At 42.4% G+C, this 25977-nt stretch carries 22 protein-coding genes; 6 read left to right on the top strand and 16 right to left on the bottom strand.

Annotated features, from left to right (window positions below; genetic code table 11):
• Nucleotides 1-21: 21 nt before the first annotated feature.
• Complete coding sequence (locus OC538_RS15420; protein WP_262177113.1) at nucleotides 22-921, top strand: helix-turn-helix domain-containing protein; 900 nt, start codon at nucleotides 22-24, stop codon at nucleotides 919-921.
• Between the two features lie 82 nt (nucleotides 922-1003).
• Here OC538_RS15420 and OC538_RS15415 read toward each other — a convergent pair whose 3' ends face one another.
• The 10 genes from OC538_RS15415 to OC538_RS15370 form a co-directional block, all read right to left on the bottom strand.
• Nucleotides 1004-1936 (bottom strand): DMT family transporter, encoded by a 933-nt coding sequence (locus OC538_RS15415; RefSeq protein WP_262177110.1) that lies wholly within the window; start codon nucleotides 1934-1936, stop codon nucleotides 1004-1006.
• 250 nt (nucleotides 1937-2186) lie between these two features.
• Nucleotides 2187-2639, bottom strand: coding sequence for a YueI family protein (locus tag OC538_RS15410; RefSeq protein ID WP_251696527.1), 453 nt, complete (start codon nucleotides 2637-2639; stop codon nucleotides 2187-2189).
• An 89-nt stretch (nucleotides 2640-2728) separates the two neighbouring features.
• Nucleotides 2729-3667, bottom strand: a complete 939-nt coding sequence (gene arcC, locus OC538_RS15405) for a carbamate kinase (protein ID WP_251696529.1) — start codon at nucleotides 3665-3667, stop codon at nucleotides 2729-2731.
• Nucleotides 3668-3787: 120 nt separating this feature from the next.
• Entirely contained in the window at nucleotides 3788-5062 is a 1275-nt protein-coding gene (locus OC538_RS15400; RefSeq protein ID WP_251696531.1) for a DUF1116 domain-containing protein, read from the bottom strand.
• 45 nt (nucleotides 5063-5107) lie between these two features.
• Nucleotides 5108-6856, bottom strand: a complete 1749-nt coding sequence (gene fdrA / locus OC538_RS15395) for an acyl-CoA synthetase FdrA (protein WP_251696533.1) — start codon at nucleotides 6854-6856, stop codon at nucleotides 5108-5110.
• A 92-nt stretch (nucleotides 6857-6948) separates the two neighbouring features.
• Nucleotides 6949-7998 (bottom strand): ureidoglycolate dehydrogenase, encoded by a 1050-nt coding sequence (allD, locus tag OC538_RS15390; RefSeq protein ID WP_251696535.1) that lies wholly within the window; start codon nucleotides 7996-7998, stop codon nucleotides 6949-6951.
• A gap of 54 nt (nucleotides 7999-8052) precedes the next feature.
• Nucleotides 8053-9102 carry an ureidoglycolate dehydrogenase gene (allD, locus tag OC538_RS15385; RefSeq protein WP_251696537.1) on the bottom strand — a complete coding sequence of 350 codons (1050 nt, stop codon included), beginning with the start codon at nucleotides 9100-9102 and terminating at the stop codon, nucleotides 8053-8055.
• Nucleotides 9103-9126: 24 nt separating this feature from the next.
• Entirely contained in the window at nucleotides 9127-9894 is a 768-nt protein-coding gene (gene allE, locus OC538_RS15380) for a (S)-ureidoglycine aminohydrolase (protein ID WP_251696539.1), read from the bottom strand.
• Between the two features lie 56 nt (nucleotides 9895-9950).
• Nucleotides 9951-11207 (bottom strand): allantoate deiminase, encoded by a 1257-nt coding sequence (gene allC / locus OC538_RS15375; protein ID WP_262177101.1) that lies wholly within the window; start codon nucleotides 11205-11207, stop codon nucleotides 9951-9953.
• 248 nt (nucleotides 11208-11455) lie between these two features.
• Nucleotides 11456-13111, bottom strand: a complete 1656-nt coding sequence (locus tag OC538_RS15370; protein ID WP_262177099.1) for a PucR family transcriptional regulator — start codon at nucleotides 13109-13111, stop codon at nucleotides 11456-11458.
• 111 nt (nucleotides 13112-13222) lie between these two features.
• Between OC538_RS15370 and OC538_RS15365 the strand changes: the two genes are divergently transcribed.
• Nucleotides 13223-14095, top strand: coding sequence for an alpha/beta hydrolase (locus tag OC538_RS15365; protein WP_262177097.1), 873 nt, complete (start codon nucleotides 13223-13225; stop codon nucleotides 14093-14095).
• A gap of 51 nt (nucleotides 14096-14146) precedes the next feature.
• Here OC538_RS15365 and OC538_RS15360 read toward each other — a convergent pair whose 3' ends face one another.
• Both OC538_RS15360 and OC538_RS15355 read right to left on the bottom strand, forming a co-directional pair.
• On the bottom strand, nucleotides 14147-15523 hold the full coding sequence (locus tag OC538_RS15360) for a uracil/xanthine transporter (RefSeq protein ID WP_262177096.1): 1377 nt from the start codon (nucleotides 15521-15523) through the stop codon (nucleotides 14147-14149).
• Complete coding sequence (locus OC538_RS15355; protein ID WP_262177094.1) at nucleotides 15520-16479, bottom strand: DUF2877 domain-containing protein; 960 nt, start codon at nucleotides 16477-16479, stop codon at nucleotides 15520-15522. The genes OC538_RS15360 and OC538_RS15355 overlap by 4 nt, the downstream gene beginning before the upstream one ends.
• 211 nt (nucleotides 16480-16690) lie before the next feature.
• On the opposite strand from OC538_RS15355, the gene OC538_RS15350 reads away from it, so the two are divergent.
• Nucleotides 16691-18328, top strand: coding sequence for a PucR family transcriptional regulator (locus OC538_RS15350; protein WP_262177093.1), 1638 nt, complete (start codon nucleotides 16691-16693; stop codon nucleotides 18326-18328).
• 40 nt (nucleotides 18329-18368) lie between these two features.
• Here the strand turns inward: OC538_RS15350 and OC538_RS15345 are convergent, their stop codons facing one another.
• From OC538_RS15345 to OC538_RS15330, 4 genes are all read right to left on the bottom strand, one after another.
• On the bottom strand, nucleotides 18369-19712 hold the full coding sequence (locus OC538_RS15345) for an allantoinase (RefSeq protein ID WP_262177091.1): 1344 nt from the start codon (nucleotides 19710-19712) through the stop codon (nucleotides 18369-18371).
• A gap of 70 nt (nucleotides 19713-19782) precedes the next feature.
• Nucleotides 19783-21141, bottom strand: coding sequence for an allantoinase AllB (gene allB, locus OC538_RS15340; RefSeq protein WP_262177089.1), 1359 nt, complete (start codon nucleotides 21139-21141; stop codon nucleotides 19783-19785).
• Between the two features lie 77 nt (nucleotides 21142-21218).
• Entirely contained in the window at nucleotides 21219-22688 is a 1470-nt protein-coding gene (gene allW, locus OC538_RS15335; protein ID WP_262177088.1) for an allantoin permease, read from the bottom strand.
• Between the two features lie 308 nt (nucleotides 22689-22996).
• Nucleotides 22997-24394, bottom strand: coding sequence for an NCS1 family transporter (locus tag OC538_RS15330; RefSeq protein WP_262177086.1), 1398 nt, complete (start codon nucleotides 24392-24394; stop codon nucleotides 22997-22999).
• Between the two features lie 460 nt (nucleotides 24395-24854).
• Between OC538_RS15330 and OC538_RS15325 the strand changes: the two genes are divergently transcribed.
• The 3 genes from OC538_RS15325 to OC538_RS15315 all read left to right on the top strand — a co-directional run bounded on the left by OC538_RS15325 (nucleotide 24855) and on the right by OC538_RS15315 (nucleotide 25935).
• On the top strand, nucleotides 24855-25154 hold the full coding sequence (locus OC538_RS15325; protein ID WP_251696557.1) for a hypothetical protein: 300 nt from the start codon (nucleotides 24855-24857) through the stop codon (nucleotides 25152-25154).
• 89 nt (nucleotides 25155-25243) lie between these two features.
• Complete coding sequence (locus OC538_RS15320; RefSeq protein WP_262177083.1) at nucleotides 25244-25519, top strand: hypothetical protein; 276 nt, start codon at nucleotides 25244-25246, stop codon at nucleotides 25517-25519.
• A gap of 68 nt (nucleotides 25520-25587) precedes the next feature.
• Nucleotides 25588-25935: a spore coat protein gene (locus OC538_RS15315; protein WP_251696561.1), complete on the top strand. Its 348-nt coding sequence runs from the start codon at nucleotides 25588-25590 to the stop codon at nucleotides 25933-25935.
• The last annotated feature ends 42 nt before the right edge of the window (nucleotides 25936-25977 follow it).

Below are 25977 nucleotides of genomic sequence, written 5' to 3'. Positions count from 1 at the left end.
AATCGTAGGAGGGGGATTTGAATGAAAGCATATGGGGAAACGCTTCGGCAAATTCGTGAACAAAAGGGGTTAAGGATGAAGGAACTAGCCGAAGGGATATGTTCAATTTCATTTTTATCAAAATTTGAACGTGGCGATTCTGACATTAGTCTCGGATTATTAACTGAGATTACAAAAAAACTAATAATCGGTCTTGATGAGTTTTTATACATTCACAATGAGTACAATCCCGATAAACTTGAGCAATTCTTTAAAGATGTAAACACTGCTTATTACGAAAGTAATTCCGTACAGTTGAAAAACTTAAAGAATGAGGAAATGAGAAAATGGGAGAAGTACAAAATTCCCACATACCAGTACAATAAGTTGATGGTTGAAGTGTTTGAAAATATTGTTGATCAGAATGCTATAGATAAGGAAGCGAGCGAGGAAGACATTCGGCTATTGTCCAATTATTTATTTCGCGTCGAAGTATGGGGATATTATGAATTCATGCTTTATAATGCAACGATGCTATTTCTTACGCCTGAAATGGTTGCACAGCTTTCCAAAACTGCATATGAAAAAAGCAATCGATACCATCAGTATAAAAAGGTGAATGACGTCATCATAACAATTATTATGAATACCATCACGTATTTATTGGGACCCGTGAATGATTTTGATAAACCAATAATATTTCAAGCTGAAATAAATGAGTTCTTCTCCTATTTAGAGCAACTTGCCCTGCCAGAGAATCATTTATTCGAGCGGGTGAATTTACTTCATTTACGTGGCGCTTATGATTTAAAAACAGGAAATATAGAGAGCGGAACAAACAAAATACGACAATCCATTCAAATCCTGAGTGATTTAGGTTCCAAAGGTTTTGCGAATCGATTAGAACAGTATTTGCAACAAATCTTAGAGCATACCCGATAAGCCGTACACACTTAGCAGTGATGCCTGTGCGGCAAACTATACTGATTATGCACTACACAGGCAACTACTACGTCACGTGCCCCTAGCTTCGCTTAACGCTTCCTGATACAAGGATGGATCCTACTATCACGATGATCGCGCCAATGATAAATTGTAAATTTACCGCCGTCCCGATAAACACAATCTCGGTTAGGATTGCCCAAAACACATACGTATTGTTCAGTGATTGTCCTCTTGCAGCTCCGATTAAATCAATTGATGAGTAGTATAAGGAATAGTTAAGAGTTCCTAAAAGTCCGGCGATGACGATGACCCATACGATGCTTGATGTTGCCGCTTCAAATACTAGAGGATAGCCACCCATCAATGGAACGAGGATAACTCCATAACTGAGGGCTGAAGTGATTTGCCGAATATTAATCGCATACAGCGGCACGACCTCTTTTCCTCTCATTCCCCAAGCACCGATCACGCCTTCAAGCCCCCAAAAGATGGCCGCTCCTAATGAAAACAATATCCCGATGAAAAAGGTGCTCTCAGTATCGAACTTCGTTGGAACATATGCCAATATAATGACGCCAATAATGCTCAATACAACACCGGACCATGTTCTTCCGTTCATTTTCTCCTTCAAAAAAAAGAAAGCAAGCACTGCTCCTATGCCAGGAAATATTGATGCAATGCTTGCTGCGTACGTTACTCCGGCGTATTGAATCCCGAGAAAATAAAAACTCATAGCCAACGGTCCGCCTGCCAATGCACCCATCACTAAAATAGCGCCACTCTTCGTTTTATAAAGCTTTAAGACATTGATAAATTCCCCTTTAACAATCATCAGCAACGAAATCCAAATTGCAGAAAAAAAGTCATGCATGAAAGCAGCAATTATTGGGGCTAGCATGACGAACTCTTTAAAAGGCGTACTCGCGATAATTATACCAATTATTACAGTGTCTACTCCCCACGCTATCGCGGAAGTAGCCCCTAGGCCTATACCCTTAGCACTTTTTTTCATCAATTTTACCTCTTCTCGAAAATCATCTAGCTTATAATCCACTCCTTATTAATTTGTCTATCATCGAGAATATTATACCTACCCAAATTTGGGGTGCCTGTGCAGCAAACTATTCTGCCTATTCACTACAATTGAGTAAAAAAAATAAAGAAACCAACAGATTCAATGATCAGTCAGCTTCTTTATGAGTTTTTATACAAATAGTTGAATTGTCATAAATGAACCTTGCACAGGCACCGACACAATTAGCTTACCGATTGTTCGGCTTAAATAGCTTGGCGATGAGGGAGAGAGGGCTTTTCTTAGTGCTCTTTTGGGGCTCAGTAGTGGAAATTTCTCTTGTTACAAAGATCTCCTCTTTATTGATGGCATGGTCATATGCGAGGATTAGACCGATTTCAGTTTCATGTTCTTGATTTGTAACATATCTGTAAGAGACATCATATTTGGAAGCAATCTTCGTGTATTTTGACAGCACGCGATAGTGTATATTGCCATTCAAGTATAGACGGGCCTCTCTATTTTCTTTTAGGGCCTCTTCGACTTGTTTATATACTCCTCTTTCCCTCACTTGCTCTTTTGTAAGTGCAATGACAATTCGCTCACGGATTGTCCCAAGAAATTTCCGACGTTCGTCTGGTTTCGTTACTCTCGGGCCATAAATCCCTTGCTGAAGATAATCATCAATATTATTACCAGACATCGAAATACCTCCTCTGTTCATGTTCAATTCATCTGTGATATATACCAATATAGACAAAAGACAGCTACTAGAGCTGCCTTCTGGTTATTTTATAGTGTTACACGCGTGCCTGTTTTGCCTTCAAGTGCATCTTTAAGCTTGTCAATGGAAGTGATGACAACGTTTTTGCCGCCTTTTTCTAGGAACATAATCGCAGCTTCAATTTTCGGACCCATGCTTCCTTTCGGGAAGTGGCCTTCTTCCATATAACGAAGTGCTTCTTCAACTGTCATTTCAAGCAGGTTTTGTTGTTGTGGAGTTCCGAAGTGGATCGCCACTTGTTCAACACCTGTTAGGATGAATAGGTAGTCTGCTTTTACTTCCGCTGCAAGTAATGCACTTGCGAAGTCTTTATCGATAACTGCATCTGTACCTTTTAGGATACCGTTTTCTTCAGTGACAGGGATTCCGCCGCCGCCAGCTGTAATAACAGTGATTTCTTTGTCAAGAAGTGCTTCGATCGCTTCTTTCTCAACGATTCTAACTGGTTTTGGAGAAGCGACAACGCGTCTATATCCGCGACCGCTATCCTCGATGTAAGAAATCTTCTCTGTCTCAAGGATTTTGTCTAATTCTTCTTGTGTGTAGAATGGACCAATTGGTTTCGTCGGATTAGCGAAAGCTGGATCCTCTTTAGAAACAACGGATTGTGTAACAACTGTTGCAATCGGTCTGTTAATGCCACGTTCAACCATTTTGTTCTTGAATTCTTGCTGGATCAAATAACCAAGATTACCTTGTGTTTCAGCGTCCAATACATCTAGTGGATAAGCTGGAACAACAGATTCTGCCATTTGGTTTTTAATTAGCGTATTCCCCACTTGCGGACCATTTCCGTGAGTGATTACAACTGTGTTACCTTGCTCGATCAAATCAAGGACTGGACCACTACTTTCACCAATGTTCTGGATTTGCTCTTCAAGCGTACCTTTTTGTCCTTCTTTAATGATGGCATTTCCACCGATAGCTAATACAACTCTTTTACTCATTGATAACTCTCCTTTACTCACGCGAGTATGACTTTCACTTCCATTGGAAGCATTCTTTATTTTACAGAAAAGAGGAGAGGAGAGGAACTAGCTTTTAACAATTCCTCTCCAAAAAATCCATTATTCTGCTTCGATTAAACCAAGTTTCACTGCATATGCATCGATTGCTTTTTCAAATGCAGCCAATGGAGCACGAACAGTACCCGCACCGATTTGACCTACACCAGCTTCTTTATGAGCGATACCTGTGTTGATAACCGGCTCGACTCCTGTTGCAACAACTTTTCTTGCATCGATTCCAAGTGGTGCACCTTTAAAGTCCCATGTTGGAATTGAGAAGTTAGGGTTGTGATCGATACAAATATCCATCATATCGTTACTTGTTCCAACTGCATCGTCCATACCGCCGGCACCAACGAAACGTGTAACACCAGGAGCCGCAATCATTGCCATTCCGCCTACGCCGAATGTTTCAGTGATTGCACTGTCACCCATGTCTTTACAAGCCATGTCTTGGTCGTATCCTGTGAAGAATAGACCTTGTGGTGTATTTACTGGTGCTGTGAACCATTCGTCACCCATACCAGCGATACGAATTCCGAACTCATATCCGTTACGGCACATTGCAGTTACAACTGTACCATGTTGGATTTGTCTAGCTGAGTCCATAACCGCTTTTGTTGAAGCCATTGCAATGTTCAAGAAGTACTGATCTGTGTCAGCTAGGAATTGAATGACATCTTGTTTGTCTTTTTCATCGACATCAGTTTGTAGAATGAATGGAACGATGTCTTTCAAGAAAATTAGTGAACCAGCAATATTACGTTGGTGGAACTCGTCACCCATTGTAATCGCTCTTGCCATCATTACGTTGACGTTTAGGCCGTCACCTTTAATATGAAGAGCTTTGGATAGAGTTGGACCAAGAACATCTCTAAACCAATTTAGACGGTTGATAACTTCTTCTGAGTACGCGCCGAAACGAAGTACTGCACCGATTCCTTCGTTCATTGTGCAGTAAGCACGGTTTCCGCCGTCCTGATTTTCGACGACAAGAACAGGCATACTTCCAGATGTGATACCGCCCATTGGGCCAACTGCATTTACGTGGTGACATGGAATGAATTCGATTTCTCCGTTTTCAAGCATTGCACGTGCATCGTCAGCATTCGTTGCCCAACCTTCAAATAATGTTGCACCAATACAAGATCCTTGCATCGGGCTAGTCATGTTTTCCCATTTAATTGGTGGGCCGGCATGAAGTAATACTTTCCCGTTTAGTTCGTCAATAACAGATTTCGCTGGAACTACATCCAATAGAAATGGTGTCCCTGATACAACTTTATCGATAACCGCTCGGTTTGCTTCATCAATCGTTTTAAATTGTCCGTACATTTGGTTTCCTCCTGAAAAATCAATATTTCCTAACGCTTTTGTTTATTATTTAAGTAGGCTCAAGATTTTGCGCAATCTTGGGTTTCCGCCAGCAACTGGACGCCAGTCATATTGAACGACTCTGCCACCGTTTGCAGTAATTGAATTAGTGAAGCTCTTCAAACCAACGTTAACAACGCTTGGTTTTTCATTCAATAGCTTCTCGATTGCTTCTGAAACCGTGAAGTCTACGTTTGCAGCTTCTACAGTCGCAGGAACTACTTCTTTTGTTCCAACTTCTACTTCAATGCCAAGCATTGCTAAAGCAGTAAGAGTAGCTTGGTTGTTGCTATCACGGATGATAACGCCAGCTTCTGCTAATTTTGCTTTTTGCTCATCAATGCCTTGTGGGTCTTGGTCCGTACCACAAACAGTTGCTACGAAGTAAATGTTTTTGCCTTTTGCTTTTGTTTCTTGTTGGATTTTTTCGATGCCTGGAAGCAATGCACCAGCCATATCTTCGTGTGCACCATATCCAAGAACAAGGTCAAATAAGATAACTGCTGTTGATTCGTCTTGAGCAGCTTTTTGGAAGAACTGGATTCTTGTATCCGGATCGATCATTGGGTGTGGTTTACCTTGTGTGTAAATATCATCCCCAAGGTCAATTACTTCAAAACCGTCTGCATTTAGAAGGTAGCCAGCTTGGTCATGGTCAGTTTCTCCAAGGTTTAAGCCTCTGCTGATCAACGTAGCTGCTTCATATCCAAGCGTACCGCCTGAATATAGACCTTTGATTGTTTTTTGTTCTGGCTTCAATTCAACCGCAGGTACATCTGAATGTAGCGTGTTGTAATTTGATTTGATTTCGTTGCCTTTTACTAGATCTACAGCAAGTGCAGCTGTCTCTTCTAGTGTGTTTGCATAGTAGACATTTCCTTCATGGTTATGCGGCTCTTCTCCAAGGAAGATTGCAACAACCGGTTTTGAAATGCTGTGCAACAATTGGACAACTTCGTCACGGACTTCTTTTGCAGGTGGCTTAGAGATAAGTGTGATCACTTCTGTTTGGTTGTGCTGCGCCAATGCTTTCAGGCCATCAAGCATCGTGATTGCACCGATCTTGTCAGCAAGGTCACGGCCGCCAGTACCAATTGCATGGCTTACACCAGCGCCTAGACGATCAATTTCAGTCGTAACTTCTTGGATTCCTGTTCCGGAAGCTCCGATGACACCGATTTTCCCTGTTTTCACTACGTTTGCGAATGCAAGAGGAACACCGGAAACGATAACTGTACCAGCGTCAGGACCCATTACGAGAAGACCTTTTTCATGCGCCTTTTCTTTGATGCGACGCTCATCTTCAATCGTTACGTTATCACTGAAAATCATGACGTGCATATCTCTGTCAAGCGCTTTTTCCGCTTCTTCAGCAGCGTATTGGCCTGGTGTAGAGATAACAGCAATATTTGCATCAGGAAGTGCATTTACAGCTTTGTCCCAAGAGTTAACCGTTTCAAAAGCTTCTTTACCAGCGCTAATTGCTTGGTTGCTTAGATAGTTATCGATTTCCTCGAGTACTTCTTCAATTTTCTCTTCCTGTTCCGTATCTACAACGATACACATATCATTTGAAGCGGCATTATCTAGTTCTTCTGTGTAAAGATCAGCAGCTTTGAGGATATCCTTGTTAGCAGGTGTTCCCATCATAATTTGAACTTTAGTAATGCCTTCCATTGTTGAAATCTTGTTCGTTAGAAGCATTAGGTTAACTGAATCCTGGTATGAATTCTGTTTTACGATCGTATAAAGCATGTTTTCACGCACCTCTTAAATTATTTTTTTGTAAAATCCGCACAGAAAAGGGGGTGGCCACTTAGTTGACCACCCTTTATCCTTAAAAAGTCTTACTCAGCAAAAGGGCTTTTATTATCAAATGCATTGTTGTGAACAACATCTGAAGTTAAATATTCATAAATGTGATCTACAATTTCAATGCCATTTTCCTCGTACTGCTTCTCCCTTTCGGCACTTCTTTGTCCAGGGTAGGAAACATGATCGAAACCAGGAGCAGGCTTAATGTTATTGAGATCTTGCATCGTTGTCGCAATGCTTTCTTGGAACGCGCCTAATCCTGTAAAGTATTCCGGATTGATGACAATGTGTAGCTGTCCAAGATTTCGATATTCGGTGAGATCATGGTACATGGAGGACACTTTGTTTCCAAAAGGAAGTCCAAGCAGAATTCCGGATAAGACGTCCACCATCATCATGAGTCCGTATCCTTTTGGTCCCGCTATCGGTACCAATGCATTCACTTTAAATGGATCAGTAGTCGGGTGTCCTTCACTATCAACTGCCCATGTATCAGGAATGGATTCGTTTTTTGAACGTGCATGGAGAATTTTCCCCCAAGCTTGAACGGTTGTAGCCATATCAAATGTAATATCCTTACCGTCTTTGCCTGGTGCAGCAAAAGCGATTGGGTTTGTTCCGTAATAAGGCTCTGCTCCGCCAAAAGGAACGACCATCGGATCTGATTGACAAACTGAAATGCCAATCAAATTCTCATTTGCAGCTTGTTGAACAAAATAGGAAAGTGCGCCGCTATGACCGATTCTTCTCACGCCGACAACAGCAACTCCGTTTTCTTTTGCCATTTGAATTGCTTCGTCCATTGCCAATTTAGCAGCGACATGCCCTACACCGTTATCACCATCAAAAATGGCTGTAACAGGACCCGTCTTTTCAAATTTGAAATCAGGATTTGCATTCAGGCCACCTTTAGCAATTCGCTCTGCGTAATACTCTACACGCATAGCTCCATGGGAGTGGACTCCCCTGGCATCTGCGTGAACGAGCACGTCAGCAACACCACGCGCATGATCCTCAGTCAATCCTGCTTTATGCAACTTCGTTGTAATCAACTCGTTCAACTGCTCACTACTTACTCTCATTCCGCTCACCCCTATTAAGTTTTACACCGATGCTCTCTATTTAAAGAATGGATATCATTCAGCGAATGGGTTCTTATGGTCATATTGGTTATTATGGATGACATCCGATTTTAGATACTCATAAATGTCATCGACAATCTCAATTCCATTTTCCTTATAATCTTCAATGACTACATCATTGTTTTGACCCGGGTAAAGGACTTTCGAAAAGCCTGGTGCCGGTTTGATCCCATTCAGATCGTCCATCGTTTGGGTAATGTCATCTTTGAAAGATGTCAAACCTGTAAAGAATGCTGGATTGATGACAATATGAAGTTGTCCCAATTTCCGGTATTCCGCCAAGTCTTCGTACATTGACGAAACTTTATTGCCGAACGGAAGTCCGAGAAGGATGCCCGAGAGAACATCCACCATCATTGCAAGGCCATAACCTTTTGGACCTGCGATTGGCAGTAAAGCATTAACGTTCATTGGATCTGTAGTTGGCTCCCCATTGCTGTCAACCGCCCACGTGTCAGGGATTGATTCGTTCTTGGAACGAGCATGAAGAATTTTCCCCCACGCCTGAACAGTTGTCGCCATATCCAATGTAATCATCTTTCCGTTACTGCTTGGCGCAGCGAAGGCAATCGGGTTTGTACCGTAGTAAGGCTCGGCGCCGCCGAACGGAACAACCATTGGATCTGATTGACAAACGGAGAAGCCGATCAAGTCAGCATCTGCTGCTTGGTTTGTGAAGTAGGATATTGCTCCGCTATGAGAGATATCTCTTACTCCGATAATGGCAACTCCGCTTTCCTTCGCCATTTTGATTGCTTCATCCATAGCTAATTTCGCTGCTGTATGGCCGTTTCCGCCATCGCCGTGGAATATACCTGTTGCCGGGCCTGTTTTTTCAAATTTAAAGTCCGGGTTTGTATTCATTCCACCCTTGGCAATTCGTTCAGCATAATACTCCACGCGCATTGCGCCATGGGAGTGAATGCCTCTCTCGTCGGCAAACGTTAGCACGTCTGCCGCGACATCAGCATGTTCCTCTATTAGGCCAGCCTTTTCAAGCTTTGTTTTGATTAGACTTTTCAAGTCATCTCTACTTACTCTCATCTTGACACCTCTTTACTGGGATTATTATAGTGATGCATCCCGATTACAATCTTTGGAATAGACATATGTCAAAGGCTCTCTGCCGACTGCATAAGCTGCTTGGTGCACATATGGTGCCATGAAAATGTAATCGCCTTTTTTAACTGGAATCCATTCATTATCCAAGTTGTACATGCCTTCACCTGATAGCAGGTACGCGCCATGTCCTTGATAATGAGTTTCTACGAACGGATGGCTTGCTGCAGGATCGAATGAAAGGATATGGAAGTTCATATCGAATTCAAGATCCAACGGCAATAGATCTTTCAGGTGAACGTTGTGCATATCGTCATAGTTCATGTACTCGATAGCATTCGCATGCCCGGAAACAACCCATGGCTTACGTCCATCTTTTAATGGAATGTGTTTTTGTTTGTATAGGAATAAACGGGAATCGCCGGACTCCATGTTTTCCAAATACATTTTTACGCCTGGTGGGCAATATAGGTAGCCGCTTTCTTCAAGAATGAACTCTTGATCGTCAGCTTTCGCTTTCACTTTTCCGCTAATAACATAAACAAAGCTCTGTACGTCTTCTTCACCACAGAAGCCTTCGCTGTTCTTGCCGCCTTCATGCATTGTGACCATGTAGTCGACAAAGCCTGCACCCAGTTTCGGTGAAGCTAAAATGGAGATTCTGCAATTTTCAAATCCAGGGATGACGTTATTCACTAATCCTTCTGGAGCGATTAGCGCATATTGTCCTGGTTTAATAATTGACCTGCTTGAAAGTATATCTTGTGGATAACCCATCGTTACATTCTCCTCTGATAGTTTATATTTCCGGGCGTACACCCCGATTTACAAAATTATTCTTTATAGCCTAACTCATATAGAGCACCGATCAGTGCTTTTACACCTTCCGCCAAATCAGCGGGCTCTGTATATTCAGCCGGGTTATGGCTGATTCCTTTCAGACTCGGAACAAACAGCATAGCTGTCGGAACAACAGGAGCAAAGATTTGGGAATCGTGACCCGCACCACTGTGCATCACCTTATAATTAAGGCCATTTTCTTTACATTGTTTCTCAATGAGCTCAACAACTTTTTGATCCATTGGAACTGGATTTTCATCCATCCAAAGATCAATGTCCATTTCAACTCCATGCTCTTTGGAGATTTCTTGCATCCTAGCCGTCATTTGTTCTGTAAATGAAACGATCGCTTCTTTTTCAGTATGACGAACATCGATCGTGAAAATTGTTTTTCCTGGAACGACGTTTACGATGTTCGGATAAGCTTCAATCTTTCCAACAGTCGTCACCAATGGGTCTCCGATATTTCTAGCCATTGAAATGATTTCATGAATCATATGGCTAGCCGCAAACATGGCATCTTTCCGATACCCCATCGGCGTTGTTCCGGCATGATTAGCTTCACCCGTTATCTCAACCGTATACCGTCTTTGTCCAACAATGTTATTCACTACACCAATAGCCGTTTTCTCGGTTTCCAAAACGCTGCCTTGTTCTACGTGAACTTCCACGAATGCTGTCAGATCCTTCCGCGGACCTTTCGATTCTTCTTTAAAGTCGAAACCTGCATTCTTCATTGCTTCAACAAATGGGACGCCATCGAAATCCGTAATTGTTTCAACGTCTTCTCGTTTGGCTAAACCGACAATGTTTTTGGATCCCCAGAAAGAGTAAGGGAAACGGCTTCCTTCCTCTTCAGCCATTGAAACGACTTCAATGTTTCTGACCGGTTGGCCGAAATGCTTTTTCAAGTATTTCAACGCAATGATACCGGCGATGATGCCATATGCACCATCATAGCGTCCACCGTTTGTCACTGTATCTACATGGGAGCCTGTCAAAACCGTTTCGTTTGCGTTCTTCCCTTTTAATGTACCGTACAGATTTCCGATTTCATCAAAGCGAGCTTCAAGTCCTTCGTTTTCCATCCAGTCTTTCAAAGCGTGTTGACCTTCAACCCACTCTTTTGTATAGAGTAAACGAGAAACACCGCCTTCGGAATCTTTGCCGAAGTCACCGAGCCAATTAAGTCTGCCGGCTGTTTCTTCCGCCAGATCAAGCTTTTGTATAATGTCTTTCATATCGTTCATCTATTTCACCACCCTTTTCCGCGTTATGTATGCTTATTACTATTGTAGAACGCAATTATTGTTTGTAATCATACGGATAGTATGCAATGAATCGTTTTTCATAAACGACTGACTTTTTAGCTCCACCTCTAATTGTAAGCGTTCTAAACTAAATAGTCTTTAGCGTGAGTTGATAAAGATTTATCTATTATTTATCTAAAGTGGATAACAAAACAAAAAAGAGACAGCGCGAACGGCTGCCTCTGTACCTATTCTGCGTTTTCACGTTGAAGTAGTTCGTGAATTTTAAGTCCAACCCGTACAGACAGCATTTCTTCGGAGTCTTCAAAGTCCATCCCCGTAATTTCTCTAACCCTCTCCAAGCGATAGACAACGGTCTTATAGTGAACAAAGAGAAGTTTTGCAGTTTGGGCCGCGTTTTGATTGCACTCCAAAAAAGTTTGTAATGTTTCCAGCAAATCGGATTGATTCGCCTGTTGGTAATCAAGCAATTCCTTAAGGGATTTCGGGATGAACTGCAGCAGAGCCGATGAATCCTTAATATGACGCAGCAACCGAAAAATCCCAAGTTCCGAAAACGCTGTAATTGATGCCAGACCGTTTAACGTTTCGCCTAAATCCAGTGCATCATGCGCTTCCCGATAGCTTTGCGGGATTTCGGCAATATCTCCTACTGCACTTCCAATTCCCACTTGGACATCGATGTCTTTAGCTTGTTTTTGAATGACTGCTTGAATGGTCAGTGCTGTTTTCTTTATGTCTTCCATCCATGCAGCATCATTTTTACTCACCTTCTGAACTTTCCAAAGAACAATGAAGAGGTTGCTTTTGTTTGAAATGATACCGTTCGGCAAATAATGATGAATCGCTTCATTCACAAGGAAATGCGCACGGTCAGCGAGGTCGCCTTTTTGTTTCAAAGCGCCTTCCGACTGGCGATTAATTTTAAATAACACCGCAGCAAATGAACCAGTGAAGTCCCAACCGATGACGTTCGCCTTTTCATACACCGCTTGAATCGATTGGATTTTCCCGCTGATCAATTCCTCAATGAGATCGTTTTTATACTTCTTCTCCACTTCCGCCACGGCAAATTGCTTCACTAATTCTAAGGATAAGGAAGTCGCTGCGTTTTCGACAGCAATCAAATCCAATTCTCCAAGTGATTTATTAATTTCGCCAATCAATAAATACATTTTGTTATGGTTCAGCGCTTCTATCGGAACGACAATTTGATGTCCTTTCACATTATCCAGTTCAGGGTATTTTACAATTTGGCGATAGTGAGGAAATTTAATGCCGGAAGTCTGTTCGTAAAAGTGTACTTTCTCTACCATTTCGAATTGTTCAAGTTCAGGGTACGTCGATACAATGCATCTGAAATTCCTATCAAAAAGTGCAACCGGATTTCCAATTAACTTTTCAAGTGTGTAAATGATTTTCTCTAGACCTTTATCAGCAAGAGATAAAGCTGTAAATCGATCATGGATCTCCTTAAAGTATCGCAGCTTCGTGACCTGCTTATTGAAAAGCTCCCCCATGATCGGATACATGACATCGACAAAGGGAACTTCTTGCGGAAGCTGTATGATCGGCATTCTGTACTTTTCGCCGGCTTCAAGCAATTGATCGGAAATATCTTCACTATGCTTCTTAATGACAAGAGCACTCACGCTCTTTTCAGCTAATTTGGCGATAAACTCCTTTTGTTCCTGCACATTGAAATCCCGGATCGAATAAAGGCTTGTTAAGATCACTTCACCGCCCTTGATCCAATTCGCGATATCAGGTCCTTCCATAATCGTTACGCCTTCAATCACATTTTGAATAAACGTACGACCACTTAAAATTTCAGCATCCTTCATCGGCTCGATCGCCAACAAATCCTTTACTCTAAACTCCATTTGCCACACCCCTTTCTTCCATGTATCCTAGAGTCCTTATCTCGAAATATTATTCCTCTTATTATACAATACTAACGAAAGCATATCTAACAAAGGAAAGAGCGTGACGTCATGTCAAAAACAACAATCATCTATAAACAGAAGGATAACTTCAAGTTGAAAGCGGACTTTTACCCGGCTGCAGAATCGTCCCGCCCAGTGATTGTCTATATACACGGCGGCGGACTTCTATGGGGATCCCGTGAAGATATGAAGAAAGAACAGATTGATTTTTATCGCCAAGCAGGTTTCAACATCTTTTCAATCGATTACCGGTTAGCGCCAGAGTCAAAACTGCCTGCGATTCAAGAAGATATTACAGACGCCCTCGACTGGATCGAACAAGAAGGGATCAAGCAGTTTGACTATGACCCGACGAATATCGCTGTTATCGGAAGTTCAGCGGGCGGATATCTCGCACTTCTGACGGGTACATTCCGGAACAAGCCGAAAGCAATCGTTTCCTTCTACGGTTATGGCGATATCACCGGAGATTGGGCGGTAAAGCCGAGCCCCCACTATTCTGCAATGACAACTGTACCCAGGGATTTGGCCAAAATGCTAGTTTCTGATGAAATCATTTCGGTAGGCCCGATTGAAAAGCGTTACGCCATCTACATGCACGCGAGGCAGCATGGTGTTTGGATCGAGGAAGTAAGCGGACTTATTCCAGTCTTGGCAAAAGACGAGCTTTCGAAGTACTGTCCACTGTTCAACATCCAGCCGGACTACCCGCCTACCCTTCTCCTCCACGGAACGAAGGACGAGGATGTCCCGTATGAGCAATCCGTCTTGATGGCTGAAGGTTTACAACAAAACGGCGTTGATCATAAACTGATCACTATTCCGGATGGGAAGCATCAGTTTGACGAAGACTGGCAAAGCCCAATCGTACAAAATGCATTTGACGAAGTGATCACTTTCTTAACCAATCAACTGAAATAAATGAAAAGGGCTGAGAGAATATTCTCGAGCCCTTTTCTTTATTCCTATTCATCATTCTGATTTACTAATGGCTCCATCGGAAAGAGAATCTACTTTTTCCTTTTGTTCCGTCTTTACTTCCACGCCGTAAGTATCCCATTTGAAGAGGTTCTCCAACAGAAGGGCTAGAATGATTCCCACTAGCAACCCACTGCTTAGCAATGGACGGATCACGCCTGGAATCGTAACAAAATAAGTTGCCGGAAGAGTCATAATGACAACACCTACGAACAACGGAATTGCTGAACGATAAACGTTGACCGTATTAAATTCAACTTGCTTGAAGAAATTCAAAGAAGAATTCAGCAGAAGCAAATAAGAAACAAACAACGCAGCACTACCGATGCTTAACGGAAGCTGTGAGAAAAAGTGGCCGAGTGGCGGAATAAGTCCCATGATCAGGAACATGAATCCACCAAGAACAAACGGAATCCTGTTAATGATCCCTGTTTGGCTCAAGAAACCGATAGATGAAACGAATGGCGAGTTTGGAACAAGGCCAAATATACCTGCAATGAGTGTGAATACACCTGTAATGGTGAATGATGCCCTGTATTCTCTCTTTGTCGTTTCCACCTCATACATGCTTTCCGTACCTTTTAATGCGCCAAACGTATTCGCAGTGTTCAATAAACCCGCTAAAATAGTTGTAATGATAATTCCGACGTCCCATGCAGGCTTCCCTAATGGGAATAATTCAAGGGTGAATTTTGTTGTTCCGCTTATTGTGCTTTCCGGCTTGAATATGAGCGCATAAACAATCCAACCGACGATAATCCCGATCAGCAAACCATATCGCCTAACACTTGAAGGAGCCTTCACACTAATAACGATGATCAGAATCGCAATGACAATCGCTAATAGTGAAACGGACAAGTCAATATGCGGGTTTACAGCCTGGTTGCCAAAAGGTATACCGAGCATCCCCTTTAAAAAGATCCCGATCAATTGACAGCCGAACAAGAACATAAATACACCCATCACTGCAGGAGTGAATAACTTGGCTATCTGAGGTCCGAGCCCTGTTACTCCGATCAAGAAAGTAATGATCGAAACAATAATAATACCAACCGTCAAGCTGCCCCCTAAAATATGCAATGGCATCCCCTGAGCCGCAGCTGTCGTACAAAGCGTGAGAATGACACCCCACCAAAGGCCAGATTGCCCTTCCATGATGGCACGTTTATGCCCAAAAAACGCTTGGATAATACAGGCCAGACCTGTAACGATAAAGGAAAGCTGAAGCATATTAACAATCGTCTCCGGAGAGAGATCAAATGCTGCCCCGACAGTGATCGGGATGACTACGATATTCGTGAAAATAAAAAAGAGCCACTGTAAGCCCGAAATCCAGTTACTTGATTTTACTAACTCCTTGATAACAATCACCTTTCTTTTTTATGAATAACGGCAGCTTTCATGCCGAGTAACATGCCTACTACTGTATCTGCACCTGACGTATGACCAATTTCCTTCATCTCTTCAAGGGCTTTCAAAAATTCAGCCCCGCGGGGTTTATCTAAAACATAACATAACTGCAGGAGATGGGAATGGAATTCGTTTTCTGTTGCATAGAGAAGGTATTCCAAAGCGACGTACGTAGTCCGTTTTTGGCCATACTCATTCAGATAGGGCTTTAACTTCCGCAGAAACGTTTGGTCTGTCCCTTCCAGCGCCGATAGCACTGCACAAATTCCGGTAATGACGTCATCTCCGCTCGGCGTAAGCCCTAGTCCCCTGCCAATCCAATAGTCGAAGACTTTTTTCTCGTCCAACTCATGATGCATAACAAGATTTTTCAAGTCATTCAATTTGTCCAGGACAGGGATTTCATCTATGGATGAAGTAGGGTCGACTATATATTGGATGATTCGTTTTTTCTCTTCCGTCGTTTCAGCTAAACCAGTATTCCAATCATCTTGAAGAAGCCGATTCGCTAAAAACATGAAGTTATCCTCAAGAGTAGTACGATTGTAAATGAAAGGCTGTATTTTATGATCTGTCCATTTTGCATCGCCTAACGAAAGCGTAATTCCTTTCGGGAACAGCACTGACATTGATTCTTCATCCCACACAGCTTCCAAATCGACAGCAAGCAAAGTGGTCAGCAGATGGGCACCCGCTTGTTCCAAACCGATTCCGAATGGTGCGAGGCCATTCCCCAATGCGCCAACATGGACAAGATGCCCACCGAAGGCTAAATTGAAACTAGTAGTAAAAACACTATGGACATGTCCGTTCGGGTTTGCCTTCAAGATACGGGAAACTTCATCGCTCGCTGCGATGGCCTTCAAAACAAACGCACCTCTATGACGATTTGAGTTTACATTTGTCGAATCAACCATTTCCTCACCCCATGAATGAATTCTATCCGAAACGTATAGTATTCCCTTATTTTTCGCCTATATCTATTCTAGTTTACATCTATTCGTTGGAAATTTCATTGTCTACTATGAACAAAAACACGCTTGATTTTTGTTTACTTTTAACGTACAATAAAGAGTGGTACGTATGTGTAATAGTCTAGTTGGGAATTCTATAAAAGAGGTTATGCTAATGAAAACAATAAACGATTTATTTATATTGGAAGGCATGAAAGAAAGCATTGTACTTGCGGGCCATCGCGGTCTTACAAGAAATGTGCAGTTTGTAAATATATCCGACACGCCGGACATCATCAATTTCTTGGCGGAAAACCACCTCCTTCTTACGACGGGATATGCATTCAAGGATGACCCTGAGAAATTCTGCGAATTGATTAAACAGATGCATGAGCTGAACTGTTCGGGCCTTGCTATTAAGATCAACCGATTCTTCAAAGAATTACCCCGTGAAGTGAAGCTTCTCGCCGATGACCTGGCATTTCCAATCATTGATTTGCCAACGAAACATACACTTGGTGAAGTTTCCCGCCACATCTTGAATTATTTAAATGATGCTGAATCGGAACAGCTCTATTATGCGTTGCATGTCCAAAAAGAATTTTCCGATATGATGATCAAAGGCTATAGCTTAACTGCGCTTATCGAGCAATTGGGGCATTTTTTATCCCGCCCTACCCTCCTACTGAACCACAGGGGAGAGAAAATCGCTCATAGTCACGATTTCCGGATGGATTCCATGAAGGTGGCCGAACAGGAAATCATCGATATAGTGAAAGCAGACTTAGCTTCAGCCCGGGAAGGAAGTACCTTTACGATTCCTTCAAGGGAACATCAATCCATTTCCACTTTTCCTGTTCAAACAAAACGGCAGCATCCGAGCATGCTTGTCATTGTCGATTCGATGACATTGCCTTACCCATCTTCACAAATGGCGATTGAACAGGCCGGCAACGTTATTACGTTTACAATAATCAAGGAGCAGGCGATTGAAGAAAACTCAAGACTCCTCAAAAATAACTTCTTTGACGACTTGATTGAGAATCGAATTCATTCTGATGAAGAAATTTTAAGCCGTGCCAATTATTACGGCTTAAACGAGAACTTGAATAATATTTGCATCATTTGTACTGTAGACCAAAAAGGCCAGAATTACGAAGACCTACAGTTGTACGAGAAAAAGGCTGGAGAACTATACAATAGTATTTATGATCAGCTCGAAGATGAAATCGTTCATAGCGAACTGGACGGCATTCTATTTACGAAGGAAAAGTACTACGTTATGATCTTGCAATACGCTGATGAAGTTGACCCATCAGAAGTGAACGAATTCGTCGAGAAATGTCAAGAAAACTTACAAGGTGATTATTCGATCTCCTTCGGCGTCAGCAATACGGTTCAGTCCATTAAGGATATTACAACCGCTTATGCAGAAGCCTGTGAAGCAATTATGAGCGGATATGATATGAATATGCTCGGGTTCATCAATTTCTATAAAATGAAAGAGCTTGAGGATTTATTGAACACGATTCCTGAAAAAGATTTAAAAGCATTGTATGAAAATACATTGAAATCTCTCGCTCATCCGAAGACAAAGGAAAATCAGGAACTGGTCAAAACGATTCAAGTGTATTTGGATTCCCAGTGCGAGATTTCGGAGACGTCACGCCGCTTGTACATTCATCGAAATACTGTCAAATACCGTATCGAGAAGGCGGAAGAAATACTAAATTGCTCTTTCCGCGATCCGGCGCACTCATTGCGCATACGCGTAGCGTTAATGATCGGATCACTTTTAAGAGAAAATGAATAAAAACCAAAGCCCGGTTCGAAAGGGCTTTGGTTTTTTGTTTTTATTGAATAACAGTTGTTTTCTCAGAGACGATTTTGTCGTTCTCGAAGACAACTTCTCCATTGACGATAGTCGTTTTGACTTTTCCTTTGAACTCAAACCCGACATATGGTGAATGTTGGTGACGGTAGAAGAGATCTTCATTCTTCAGTTCAAAGCTTTCATTCAAGTCAACAATCGCGATATCCGCATCATAGCCAGGTTCTAGTACCCCTTTATTCGTAAGGCCAAATAGTTTAGCAGGGTTCGTTGCAGTCAATTCTACAATCTTCTCCAATGGAAGATTGCGTTTGAAATAGCCTTCCGTCAACATGATGTTCAATGTCGACTGAGCTCCTGAAATTCCGCCCCAACCTTCAAAATAGTTGTCTGTTATTGTTTTCATAGATGCCGGAGCCGGTGAATGGTCTGATGCGATGACATTAATTTCGCCGTTCGCGACCGCAGCCCATAGATCTTCGACTTCGTCTTGATCGCGTAACGGAGGACAGCATTTCGCCAAGCCGCCTTTTGCTTCAAAGTCTTGTACATTCAAAGCTAAATAGTGTGGGCAAGTTTCAACTGTGATGTCTACGCCTCTGTCTTTTGCCTCCTGAATGACTTCGACGACTTTCCTGCTGCTCGCATGGACAACATGCAATTTACAACCTGTTGCTTCTGCATAAGAGATAATTCTTCTGACCGCTTCGATTTCAGAGATGATCGGTCTTGACTCGACAAAATCTCTTGCTGTAGTTTTACCTTGTTTTTGCTTTTCTTCGGCAAGCTGGTCACAAATGACTGTACTTTCAGCGTGAACTGCAAGTAATGAGCCAAGAGAAGCAATTTCTTTCATTCCCTTGAAAATCGTTACATCGTCCACATGATTGAAATCAGCGATACCACTCGGAGACATGAAAGCTTTGAATCCGATTACTCCATTGTCATGAAGATCTTTCAGGTCAGCTATATTTTCCGGAACAAGGCCGCCCCAGAAATATGGATTGACGATTGATTTTTCATCTGCGCAAGCCTTTTTCAAGTCCAGGTTCTCTTTATTGATCGTCGGAGGTGTACTGTTCAACGGCATATCGAAGAAAGAAGTCGCTCCGCCAGCAGCTAAGCTTCGGCTTCCTGTTGCAATTCCTTCCCATTCCGTTCTACCCGGTTCATTGAAGTGGACATGCGTGTCAATCAATCCTGGTAATACGTGTTTCCCTTCTGCATCGATCACTCGATCAGCCGTGCCTTGCAGCGCTTGGCCAACTTCTTGGATCTTACCGTCTTTAACAGCAATATCACCTTGGATAACGGATTCAGCTGTAACAATCTTACCGTTTTTAATAATCAAATCGTATGTAGTCATCTTTCATTCCTCCAAACACAAATTTACCTTTGCCATTGCCGGATTGGACAACGGCAAAGGTATGAATGAATTAGTTATTGGCAGCAATCAACTTGCCGACAGGTTCTCCGACAATGCCTTCTTCTAGGTCGAATACGACATGTCCGCGAACGATTGTTTTTGTTACGCGGCAGTCGATTTTTCTGCCTTCGTATGCACTATGTTTGTTTTTGTAGTAAAGATCTTCCCTCTTCACTGTGTACGATTGGTTCGGGTCGACTAAAATGATGTCCGCATCTTTGGATACTGCGATTTCACCTTTATGGGCAATGTTGAAACGCTCAGACGGGTTTGTTGAAATCAATTTAACGAACTCATGAACCGGAAGTCCGCGCTGTTTCACAGCCAAGTCAAACATGAGGTCGACGTTGTTTTGCGCGCCGCTAATTCCGCCCCATGCTTCCCAAATCGTTCCTTGCTTCAAGTCTTCCGTACAAGGCGAATGGTCAGACGTCAGCCAGTCGATATTGCCTGCTAGAAGCTCGTCCCATAATCTTGCTTGGTCTTCCGCTTTTCTGATTGGAGGCTGACATTTTGCCTTAGGACCAATTTCATCGACTTGATCGGCAGTGAATGCGAAATAGTGAGGGCAAGATTCAACTGTTACATCGACGCCTTCTTCACGCGCTTTTAAGATCACCTGGATAGCCTCTGAAGTGCTGATATGAACTAGATGCAATTTACAGCCTGTTTCTTTAGCGAAAAGAATCGCACGTTGAACCGCTTCCACTTCTGTGAAAATCGGACGGGATTCCGCATATTCGACTCCGGAGTTTTTGCCTTCCCTTGCAAATTCCTTTGCAAGGCCAGACGGTACTGATCCGTTTTCCGCGTGGATGCATAGGATCTGATCCAATTCAGCCAACTTTTGCATGCCTTTATACAAAGTGTAGTCATCCACATTTACAAAATCATCCGGAATGTCACTTGTAATATCGGATAGGAAGCATTTAAACGCAAGAACGCCAGCGTCCGACATTTCCTTCAGCTTATCCACGTTTCCAGGGACGAGTCCACCGTAAAACGCGTAGTCGACGTAGTTCTGGTCTACCGCCGCTTCCAACTTAAGATCCAACGCCGCTTTGTTCGTTGTTGCCGGCAGGGCATTCAGCGGCATTTCCACGTAGCTTGTTGTGCCTCCTGCAGCCAGTGATTTCGATCCTGTTTCGAATCCTTCCCACTCCGCACGTCCAGGTTCGCTGATGTGTACATGCGTATCAATCATTCCAGGCATGACATATTGGTCGGACGCGTCAATAACTTCCTTAGCATCATCCGTAATATTCTGGGCGATGCATGAAATCTTTTCATCCTTGATTCCTAAGTCAACGTTATAAACACCATCACGTAAAACCACTTTTCCACCTTTAATAACTAAATCGAATGCCATTTGAATTTCCCCTCTCAGTTATCAATGATTTTTTACCGCCAACTTCACACCAAACATCAGTTTCGCCATATATGGAATTACCTATTCTCTTTAGATAACTCTGGAGCATTTCGCGTCAAGGCACCTTTTGAATAAGTCGATTCAAGCGCCGTGTAGAGAATAAATGCTGCAATGATTCCTACAAACCAAGACATATCATAAAGCGGTTTGAGGACAGGTACGACGTTTCCGATCAAACAAATCACACCTGCAATTATCGTTGTGATTATCGCATTTACATTGAATCCTTTTGTATAATGATACTTTCCCTTTTCCGCATCATATAAAGCATTCAAATCAATTTTAGTTTTTGAAATGAGGAAATACTGGGCTAGCATGATTCCAGTAACCGGAGCTAGGATTCCGCCAATAATGTTTAAGAAAGTGAAAATACTTGTTGCATTTTCCATCAGCTTCCACGGCATAACGAGAATTCCAGTAATTGCTGCAATAATTGCACCCGATTTGAATGTGAGTGTCTTAGGGAATAAAGATGCTAGTTGGTAACCAGCCGGTACAATATTTCCAGTTACGTTAACAGATAAAGTTGTTAAGCAAAGTGTTAGAACGGAAATAGCGATTGCAAATGTCCCGTCAAAACGAGCTACAACATCCAATACGTTCCATATCGGTGTTCCAAAGGCGATTTCAGATCCGACAATGATGGCGATACTTGCAACCGCGAATAGTAAATACGTTACAACAAGGCCGACAGTTTGACCTATCGCTTGCGTCTTCGTCGATTTTGCAAGCTTCGTGAAATCTGAAGCGTTAACAATCGGTGCTGCCCATGCTGCAACTACTGCCGTTACAGCCGCGAAGAAAATAACTACTTTATTTCCTGGAACTCCTGTACCTGTATACGAAAGAATAGGACCGATTCCTCCAGCTAAGTTAATGGCCCAAATTGCCATTCCTCCAAAAACAATGTACACAAGCGGCGAGAGGATATTTGTAAACTTCCCTAGGAAAGCCATTCCTCCATAAATTAAAGCAATGTTCAATAACCAGAACAGTAAAAACGATATCAACGCTGGCAAAGATAACCCTAGAAGGTTCCAATCTCCACCTAATGTCAAATACGTCGGCCAAAGCTTACCAATTAAAATTGATAATGCTTGGCTTCCTGCGTACGTTTGAAACCCGAACCACATAATTGCAGAAATGACTCCTCTTAACACACCCGGAATCATTGCGCCTTTCGGGCCGTAAGATAAACGCAGCAACATCGCAAACGGCAATCCATATTTTGATCCTGCATGGCCATTTAGAACAAGCATCGATGCTATGACAATGGAGGCAGCCATAATTGCAGTAAACACTTGGCCGACCGACAGTCCCAAAGCAAAAAGAGCACCAATGGCAATATAGTTTGGAATGTTATGAACCGAACCCATCCAGACCGTCAGGAAATTGCTTATACCCCATTTTCGTTCTTCTACTTTTGTGGGCAATACATCTTCACTATATCCAGCATTCTTCATTTTTTCTCTATCAAAAAGAGTCAAAAAAACCCCTCCTCAAAAATTTACCACTAGTAATCGAAACCTTTACTATAATGAGGTTCATCATCAATGTTCGTAAACATTGTTATCCCCAACAAGCTTCACATCTACACTTAGTAGTGGACAACCTCATTATACAACCTATATTGATATACTTCTTTAGGTCACTTAAACAAAAGAATGATGTTTTATTAGATACAGTGGATAAGTCGGGGGTGAATAATAGACACTTTAGATAACCATTTGTGCAAGATGAACAAAATAATTGCCTCATGAAGTTGGATTCTCCATGAGGCAATTTGTACAATTCATTATTTCTCGAAAATGGTTCCTTTTTTGAAGTTTGAATTTTTAAATGCATATTTCGATAGAAGGTAGTAAGCTGTACCAGCTACTACTAAACCGATAATCCATGCTAGCTCAACCTCTATGAATGCAGCGGCTGCACCGATGAACATAGCAATCAACCCTGCTGGATTATATCCGGCAAATGATCCTTCGTCATTATACAGGTCAGTCATATCCACTTTCTGTTTTCGTAAAATATAATAATCTACGAGAAGGATGGAGATAACAGGTCCTAAAAATGCTGAATAGATTAGGATGAACATATTCAAACCTGTAGCCGATGACTCTTGGATAAGCAACCAAGGAAATGCACCTAACGCAAGCAATCCTGTAATCGTTACAGATGCTTTATATTTCAATTTTGTCAGCAATGTAATGACATATGCCGGCGGAATGATGTTCGCCACCATATTTGTTGCAATGACTGCTACGACGATAAAGGCTGATACGAACACGGAAACATAATCATTATTGAGTATGATTGGAAGTGCTTGTGCAGGGTTCGTTACACCTGTTGCAGCTGCCAACATTGCACCGATGACAATAACAAAACCGTATGAAATTGTTATTGGAATAAAGTATAATGCTCCACGCTTCTTATCACTCAAACCAGTTTTCAGCTCACGAGAATAGTCTGCAGCACTTACGAATATTCCTGCGTAGTTCCCCAAGAAGACCATGATGAGTCCGAAGAACGGCAAGCCCCATGATCCTTTAGCTTGTACCCACGTTTCAGCAATCTGAGTTGTATGTGAAGTCATAAGGATCCCAAACACATAGACGAGCGCTGCCATGAAAACGACAGATGCAACTGTTTCCACCCATTTAATTGCATGGAAACCGAAGAGCGAAAGGACAATCTGGAACAATTGAAGTCCGATGAAACAGATGACAACATTATTAAATGCTCCGTTTGTAACGATTTTCATTATTTCATTCAACGCAGTACCGCCTATCCAGCTTTGAATACCGTACCAGACGATGGCAGGTACACCGCGCAATAACGACGAAATGACTTTCCCTTTAATCCCGAAGGACATTCTAAGTTGTACAACGTACGGAATACCTTCCCGATAACCTAGTCGGTCATTCAATGCGAAGATAGTTGAAATGATCCCTATGGAGATCAGAGCTGCCAGGATTGTTTGGAAGATGTTCAATGTTGCTGCTCCCGCGACAATTACGCTCGCTCCCAACGTCATATTCCCTAAGTTAACCCCGTCACCGATCCACATGAAGACATAGTCTTTTGGCTTGACGGTCCTATCCTGCTCGGTTTTCGGATGCAGTGATTCATCCAACGTCGAGTTTTGTTCAACCTGAATTGCTTTTGAGTCGATAGCTTCATTTATTACAGTCATATCAACTGCCCCTTTCAATGCTGTATTTTCAACTGCATTTAGTTTATTTTGGCTGATAAATACTTTCCTACTAAAACTTTTTCTTCTTGCACCACTTATTATACATAGCTTTATAGCTAAGGTCTTTATGTCTAGTGACCAAAATGCACAAGGCCTCGCTATGTACTGTGCATAAGGTTTTTACGATAATCACTAATTCAGCCAAACCTTTGTGCACTTTAACCAACGAATTTTTGACTTTCTGGCCTCTCCTTGGAATTCATTGGTACAGGTACCAACAATCAGAATCAATGAAAAGGAAGAACATTTCCCGTTTCAAGGGCATGTTCTTCCTTTTTATTATATAAGTGGTTCTACCTCTTGATCCTTACGGTTTTTTTCCTGTTATATGTATAGATGCCCTGCTGAAGTGGGTTTGCGCGAGTATACATATTTGTAAGTGCAAAAGGAGGTGATTTGAGTGGAAGACAAAAATAACCGCGAACAATTATATGGATTGTCGAGCCAGTTGATGGAGCTGTTTGTAGCTGATGTATTCTCCAAACACAAAATCAATGTCGATGGAGCAAAACAACGCATGACAGATGAGCAACGTGAAGGCTTGAAGCAGACAGTTGAACAGCTAAAAACTCAAGTAGAGGGCTTTTTGGAATCGAAAGCCGTTCGGAAAGTAACCGATACACAGGAAAAAACAGACGGACAGGCGCCTCATCCGCTACGGGAAGCATTCATGAAGAAGAAACAGCAAAAGCAAAAATAAAAAAAATGAACAGGAATAGATAATTTGTCCAACTCAAGAACTTTCCCGCACATGTAATAGAAAGAGAGAGGAGGGAAGAATAATGGACTATGACAATGACTATGACTATGAATATTATTCACGTGAAGATGACAGATGCAGAGACAGAGATCGAGATCGAGACAGAGATAGAGACAAAGATCGAGACAAATGCAGAGACAGAGATCGAGATCGGGATAGAGACAGAGACCGGGACAGAGACAAAGACAGATGCAGAGACAAAGACAGAGACCGGGATAGAGACAGAGACCGGGATAGAGACAAAGACAGAGACCGGGATAGAGATAGAGACCGGGATAGAGACAGAGACAGATGGTCTGCATTAGATGCTGATTCAAGGCACCCAATCGCTCATTGCAGGAATGATAGAGAGAATACGGGTGCAGACGCGGAATTGGATACTGATATCGAACAGCTTTCCAACGAATTAATTGTCATCCGCGACTCTTGCGATGTCACTGTCAGAACGACTGACACGCAAGTTGCCGTGTCCCTGCAAGCAGCGCTCCAAGTAGCCATCGCGATTGTTGTTAACATCTCGATTGCTGATGGTACAAGGGCGGAACGAGTGACAGCTGAATTACTGGAACGAGCACAGATCCGGCAGACCAACCGCCAAAGACTGATCATCGTCAACTCCCGTGATATCGAAGTAACTACGGAAGACACCGATGTAGCGATTTCCTTGCAGCTATTGCTACAAATCCTCTTGGCATTAATCGTACAACTGGACATTCTATAAGGCCAAGAGAATAAGCAGTTCTCTACACTGACCGCCCCCGCG

It is taken from the genome of Saccharococcus sp. Marseille-Q5394 (assembly GCF_946901335.1).
Classification (GTDB): domain Bacteria; phylum Bacillota; class Bacilli; order Bacillales_A; family Planococcaceae; genus Sporosarcina; species Sporosarcina luteola_C.
The sequence above is the reverse complement of the archived record's forward strand: the minus strand, read 5'-3'. Positions and strand labels throughout refer to the sequence as shown.